The organism is Burkholderia sp. Se-20378, from assembly GCF_017104665.1.
In the GTDB taxonomy this organism is placed as follows: Bacteria; Pseudomonadota; Gammaproteobacteria; order Burkholderiales; family Burkholderiaceae; genus Burkholderia; species Burkholderia lata.
This window is the reverse complement of sequence record NZ_JAAGPG010000545.1, coordinates 1-5,257: the sequence shown is the minus strand read 5'-3', so window position 1 is coordinate 5,257 and position 5,257 is coordinate 1. Positions and strand designations below refer to the sequence as shown.

The window sequence follows — 5,257 nt, the reverse complement described above, 5'->3', positions numbered from 1 at the left end:
TTCGCGTGCTTCTCCGCACTCTTGCCGGCATGCGCGTCGGCGCCCGTGTGCGCGGCCGGGGCCGGCGTACGGGCATCCGGCGTACGGGCGTCCGGCGCATGGGCTGCCGGATGCCGCGCCTCGGGCGGGTTCCAGACCTCGACGTAATGCTCGGCGGCCCAGCCCGTCGACGCGAACGTCAACGCCAGCACACCGCATCCAATCAGTCTTACCATTGTCTCTCCGTCTGTCTCGCCGGCGCGCACGTCGTGGGAGCGCCGACCGGCTTCCCGCCTTACTCCACCGTCACCGATTTCGCGAGGTTCCGCGGCTTGTCGACGTCGGTGCCGCGCGCGCACGCGGTGTGATACGCGAGCAATTGCAGCGGCACGACGTGCAGGATCGGCGACAGTTGCCCGTAATGCTCCGGCATCCGGATCACGTGCAGGCCGTCGTCGTTGACGATCTGCGTGTCGGCATCGGCGAACACGTACAGCTCGCCGCCGCGCGCACGCACTTCCTGCATGTTCGACTTCAGCTTCTCGAGCAGCGTGTCGTTCGGCGCGACCGTGACGACCGGCATCGCTTCCGTGACGAGCGCGAGCGGCCCGTGCTTCAGTTCGCCGGCCGGATAGGCCTCGGCGTGGATGTACGAGATTTCCTTCAGCTTCAGCGCGCCTTCGAGGGCGATCGGGTAGTGCAGCCCGCGGCCGAGGAACAGCGCGTTTTCCTTGCGCGCGAATTCCTCCGACCACGCGATGATCTGCGGCTCCAGCGCGAGCACGCTGTTCAGCGCGGCCGGCAGGTGGCGCAGCTGCTTCAGGAATTCGGCTTCCTGCGCGGCATCGACGTGCCCGCGCAGCTTGCCGAGCGTGGCCGCCAGCACGAACAGCGCGACGAGCTGCGTCGTGAACGCCTTCGTCGACGCGACGCCGATCTCGGTGCCCGCGTGCGTCAGGAACTGCATTTCGGTGAGGCGCACCATCGCGCTCGTCGCGACGTTGCAGACCGCGAGCGTATGCGTATGGCCGAGCGACTGCGCGTGCTTGAGCGCGGCGAGCGTATCGGCCGTCTCGCCCGATTGCGAGATCACCAGCACGAGCTGGCGCGGGTTCGGCACCGATTCGCGATAGCGGTATTCGCTCGCGATCTCGACCTGGGTCGGGATCTTCGCGATCGATTCGAGCCAGTACTTCGCGGTCAGGCCCGAGTAGTAGCTCGTGCCGCACGCGAGGATCAGCAGGCTGTCGATGTCCGCGAACGCGGCGGGCGCGGCGTCGCCGAACAGCGTCGCGTCGAACGCGTCCGTTTGCGGCACGGTATCGCTGATCGCGCGCGGCTGCTCGAAGATTTCCTTCTGCATGAAGTGGCGATACGGCCCGAGTTCGACCGCGCCGCCGTAGGCGCTGACCACGCGGATCTCGCGCTGCGCGAGCGCGCCGTTGCGGTCGACGATCTTCACGCCGTCGAGCGACAGCTCGCACACGTCGCCTTCCTCGAGGAACGTGAAGCGGTCGGTGCTGCCCGCAAGCGCGAGCGCGTCGGACGCGAGGAAGTTCTCGCCGTCGCCGTGGCCGACCACGAGCGGCGAACCCTGGCGCGCGCCGACGACGGTGTGCGGCTGGTCCTTGTGGATCACGGCGATCGCATACGCGCCGTGCAGCTGGCCCACGGCTTCGCGCACTGCGTCGAACAGGTTGCCGCGATACAGGCTGTGCACGAGGTGGGCGATCACTTCGGTGTCGGTCTGCGACACGAATTCGTAGCCCTTCGCGCGCAGCGCTTCGCGCAGCGATTCGAAGTTCTCGATGATGCCGTTGTGGACGAGCGCGAGCGCGTTCGACGAGAAGATCGGGTGCGCGTTGTGCGTGACGGGCGCGCCGTGCGTCGCCCAGCGCGTATGCGCGACGCCCGTCGTGCCTTCGAGGTGCGATTCGCGCACCTGCGCGTCGAGATCGGCGACGCGCGCGACGCTGCGCGCGCGCTTCGGTGCGCCCGGCTCGAGCACGGCGACGCCGCACGAGTCGTAGCCACGGTATTCGAGGCGCCGCAATCCTTCGATCAGCACCGGAACGATATTACGCTGCGCAACTGCGCCGACAATGCCGCACATGAATGAGTGAGTCCTGTAAGTCGATGCGGACGCCGCCGGGGCGCCCGCAAAAGGTTCAGCTTTTCTTCTTGACCGGGCGGACGTAGCCGCTCTTCGCGGTCTGGGTCTTCTCGTTCAACGCGAGCAGGCCGTCGGCTACATCTTTCCAGATCGTCGTGCCGGCGGCGATCGTCACGCCGCGGCCGACGCGCACGGGCGCGACGAGCTGCGTGTCGGAGCCGACGAACACGTCGTCCTCGATCACGGTGCGGAACTTGTTCGCGCCGTCGTAGTTGCAGGTGATCGTGCCCGCGCCGATGTTCACGCGCGCGCCGATGTCGGCGTCGCCGATGTACGTGAGGTGGTTCGCCTTCGAGCCGTGGCCGATCACCGCGTTCTTCACCTCGACGAAGTTGCCGACGTGCGCTTCGTCCGCGAGCTGCGCGCCGGGGCGCAGCCGCGCGTACGGGCCGATCACGGTGTGCGCGCCGAGCTCGGCGCCGTCGATGTGCGTGAACGCGTCGATGCGCGTGCCTGCGCCGACCGACGCGTTGCGGATCACGCAGTTCGCGCCGATCGTCACGTTGTCGGCGAGCGTCACGTTGCCTTCGAACACGCAGTTCACGTCGATCGACACGTCGCGGCCGCAGCGCAGCGTGCCGCGCACGTCGAGGCGCGCGGGATCGGCGAGCGTGACGCCGTCGACGAGCAGTGCGTCGGCGATGTTGCGCTGGTGGATGCGTTCGAGCTCGGCGAGCTGCGCCTTGCTGTTCACGCCGAGCGTTTCCCATTCCTCGTCGGGCTGCGCGGTGACGACCTCGAAACCGGCCTCGATCGCGAGTTCGACGACGTCGGTCAGGTAGTACTCGCCCTGCGCGTTCTCGTTTTTCAGCGCGCCGAGCCACATCGACAGCTGGGCCGTCGGCGTGACGATGATGCCGGTGTTGATCTCGGCGATCTTCAGCTGTTCGGGCGATGCGTCCTTCTGTTCGACGATGCGCGTGACGAAGCCGGCTGCGTCGCGCACGATGCGGCCGTAACCGGTCGGATCGTCGAGCGTGACCGTCAGAATCCCGTAGCGGCCCTCGCGGGCGGCGTCGACGAGGCGTTGCAGCGTCGATGCGCGCGTGAGCGGCACGTCGCCGTACAGCACGAGCGTCGGTTGCGCGGGATCGAGGAGCGGCAGCGCCTGGCGCACCGCGTGGCCGGTGCCGAGCTGCTCCGCCTGCACCGCGAACTGGACGTCGGGCGCGGCGACGGCGGCCTGGACCTGCTCGGCGCCGTGACCGACGACGACGACGAGCCGGGACGGCTGCAGCGTGCGCGCGGTGTCGATGACGTGGGAGAGGAGCGGCCTGCCGGCCAGGGGATGAAGCACTTTCGGCAGCGCGGAACGCATGCGCTTGCCGGTGCCTGCCGCCAAAATCACGATATTCATGGCGCCAGCTTGTCAGAGGAGTTCGAAGCCGTCCATTTTAGCATGCGGCCCCCGCCGTTCCGGGCCTGTCGCGGCGGGGCGACAGCGCCGGAAAGAGGCCTTGCGGCCCCGTTCCGGCGGGTGTTCGGGCCCTGCTTACAGGTCGTCGAACTGGACGATCGAGATCGGTTGGGCGCCGCCCGGCGCCGCGGTGTCGTCGCCCGACGCGCACGGTTCCTCGTCGAACGCGATGTCGCCCTGCGGATCGGCAACGCCTGACGCGCGCAGCGACTGGAACGGGTACAGCGTCGTGTCCATCAGGTGCGACGGCACGACCTTCGCGAGCGCGTTGAACATGTTCTCGACGCGGCCCGGGAAGCGCTTGTCCCATTCGCGGATCAGCGCCTTCATTTCCGCGCGCTTCAGGTTCGGCTGGCTGCCGCACAGGTTGCACGGGATGATCGGGAATTCGCGCAGTTCCGCGTATTTCTCCAGATCGGTTTCCTTCACGTACGCGAGCGGGCGGATCACGATGTTCTTGCCGTCGTCCGACTGCAGCTTCGGCGGCATCCCCTTCAGCTTGCCGCCGTAGAACATGTTCAGCAGCAGCGTCTGCACGATGTCGTCGCGGTGGTGGCCGAGTGCGATCTTGGTCGCGCCGAGCTCGCCGGCCACGCGGTACAGGATCCCGCGGCGCAGCCGCGAGCACAGCGAGCAGGTCGTCTTGCCCTCGGGCACGAGCCGCTTGACGATGCTGTAGGTGTCCTGGTTCTCGATGTGGAACGGCACGCCGACCTGCTTCAGGTATTCCGGCAGCACGTGCTCGGGGAAGCCCGGCTGCTTCTGGTCGAGGTTCACCGCGACGATGTCGAAATCGATCGGCGCGCGCTCGCGCAGGCGCAGCAGCACGTCGAGCATCGCATAGCTGTCCTTGCCGCCCGACAGGCACACCATCACCTTGTCGCCTTGCTCGATCATGTTGAAGTCGCCGATCGCCTGGCCGACCTGGCGCGCGATCCGCTTGAACAGCTTGTTGTTCTCGTACGCGTCCTTCTGTTCGCGGCGCGTCAGCGCCGGGCGGCCGGCCGGGGCGGCGGTCGCGTCGAGGGTGGCGGCATCGGCCGCCGTGTCATTCATGTGGGGGGCGTTCATGCGCGCTCCTCGTCCTTGATGCGAAAGACTTCGACGCCGACGGCGTCGCAGTCCGGATAAGCGTCCGGTTTCTCGGTACAGACGCGTACCGCGCGCACGGCATCGTGCGCCAGCAGGCGCGCGGCGATCGCGTCGCACAGCGTTTCCTGCAGGTGGATGTGGCCGCGCGCCAGGCATTGCGTGACGCTCTGCTTCATCAGATCGTAGTCGACGATTTCATGCAGCCGGTCGTCGACGGGGGTGGACAGCGCGAGCGGCACGAACAGGTCGACATTGATGACGACGCGCTGCTCGCCGCGCTTCTCGTGTTCGAAGGCACCGATGTTGATGTGCACTTCGTAGTCGCGCAGGTAGAGCCTGCGGCAGTCCGCGAGGCGGGGGTGCAGGAGAGCGGAAAACATGGTCGTCCCAGTCAAATTGGCGTGCGCACACGCAAAGCGGCGCGGGCGGCGGCAGTCAGGCCGCGCGTTTCCGCGCAGTTCATTCATTCGGGCCGGCGGCGGGCGGCACGAGGTGCTCGCCGCCGTCGACGGTCAGCGTCGCGCCGGTGACGCCCGGCGCACTCGCGAGATAGCAGGCGGCCGCCGCCATGTCGTCCGCGTTCGGCGCGTGAGAAC

At 67.9% G+C, this 5,257-nt stretch carries 4 protein-coding genes and 2 pseudogenes; all 6 read right to left on the bottom strand.

Translation table 11 applies throughout. The features are described from left to right. A pseudogene (locus tag G3N93_RS33305) lies at nt 1-245 on the bottom strand (hypothetical protein); the annotation flags it as partial. A gap of 29 nt (nt 246-274) precedes the next feature. Beyond that, on the bottom strand, nt 275-2,092 hold the full coding sequence (gene glmS / locus G3N93_RS33300) for a glutamine--fructose-6-phosphate transaminase (isomerizing) (protein WP_174947727.1): 1,818 nt from the start codon (nt 2,090-2,092) through the stop codon (nt 275-277). 55 nt (nt 2,093-2,147) lie between these two features. Further along, nucleotides 2,148-3,509 carry a bifunctional UDP-N-acetylglucosamine diphosphorylase/glucosamine-1-phosphate N-acetyltransferase GlmU gene (gene glmU / locus G3N93_RS33295; protein WP_174937595.1) on the bottom strand — a complete coding sequence of 454 codons (1,362 nt, stop codon included), beginning with the start codon at nt 3,507-3,509 and terminating at the stop codon, nt 2,148-2,150. Nucleotides 3,510-3,644: 135 nt separating this feature from the next. Then, the gene (gene ttcA, locus G3N93_RS33290; RefSeq protein WP_174937597.1) at nt 3,645-4,640 is read right to left on the bottom strand and encodes a tRNA 2-thiocytidine(32) synthetase TtcA; all 996 of its coding nucleotides are present in this window, start codon (nt 4,638-4,640) and stop codon (nt 3,645-3,647) included. Continuing rightward, complete coding sequence (locus G3N93_RS33285) at nt 4,637-5,041, bottom strand: dihydroneopterin aldolase (protein WP_043186999.1); 405 nt, start codon at nt 5,039-5,041, stop codon at nt 4,637-4,639. Before G3N93_RS33285 ends, ttcA begins: the two co-directional genes overlap by 4 nt. Before the next feature lie 79 nt (nt 5,042-5,120). After that, nucleotides 5,121-5,257, bottom strand: a pseudogene (locus G3N93_RS33280) (short-chain dehydrogenase); the annotation flags it as partial.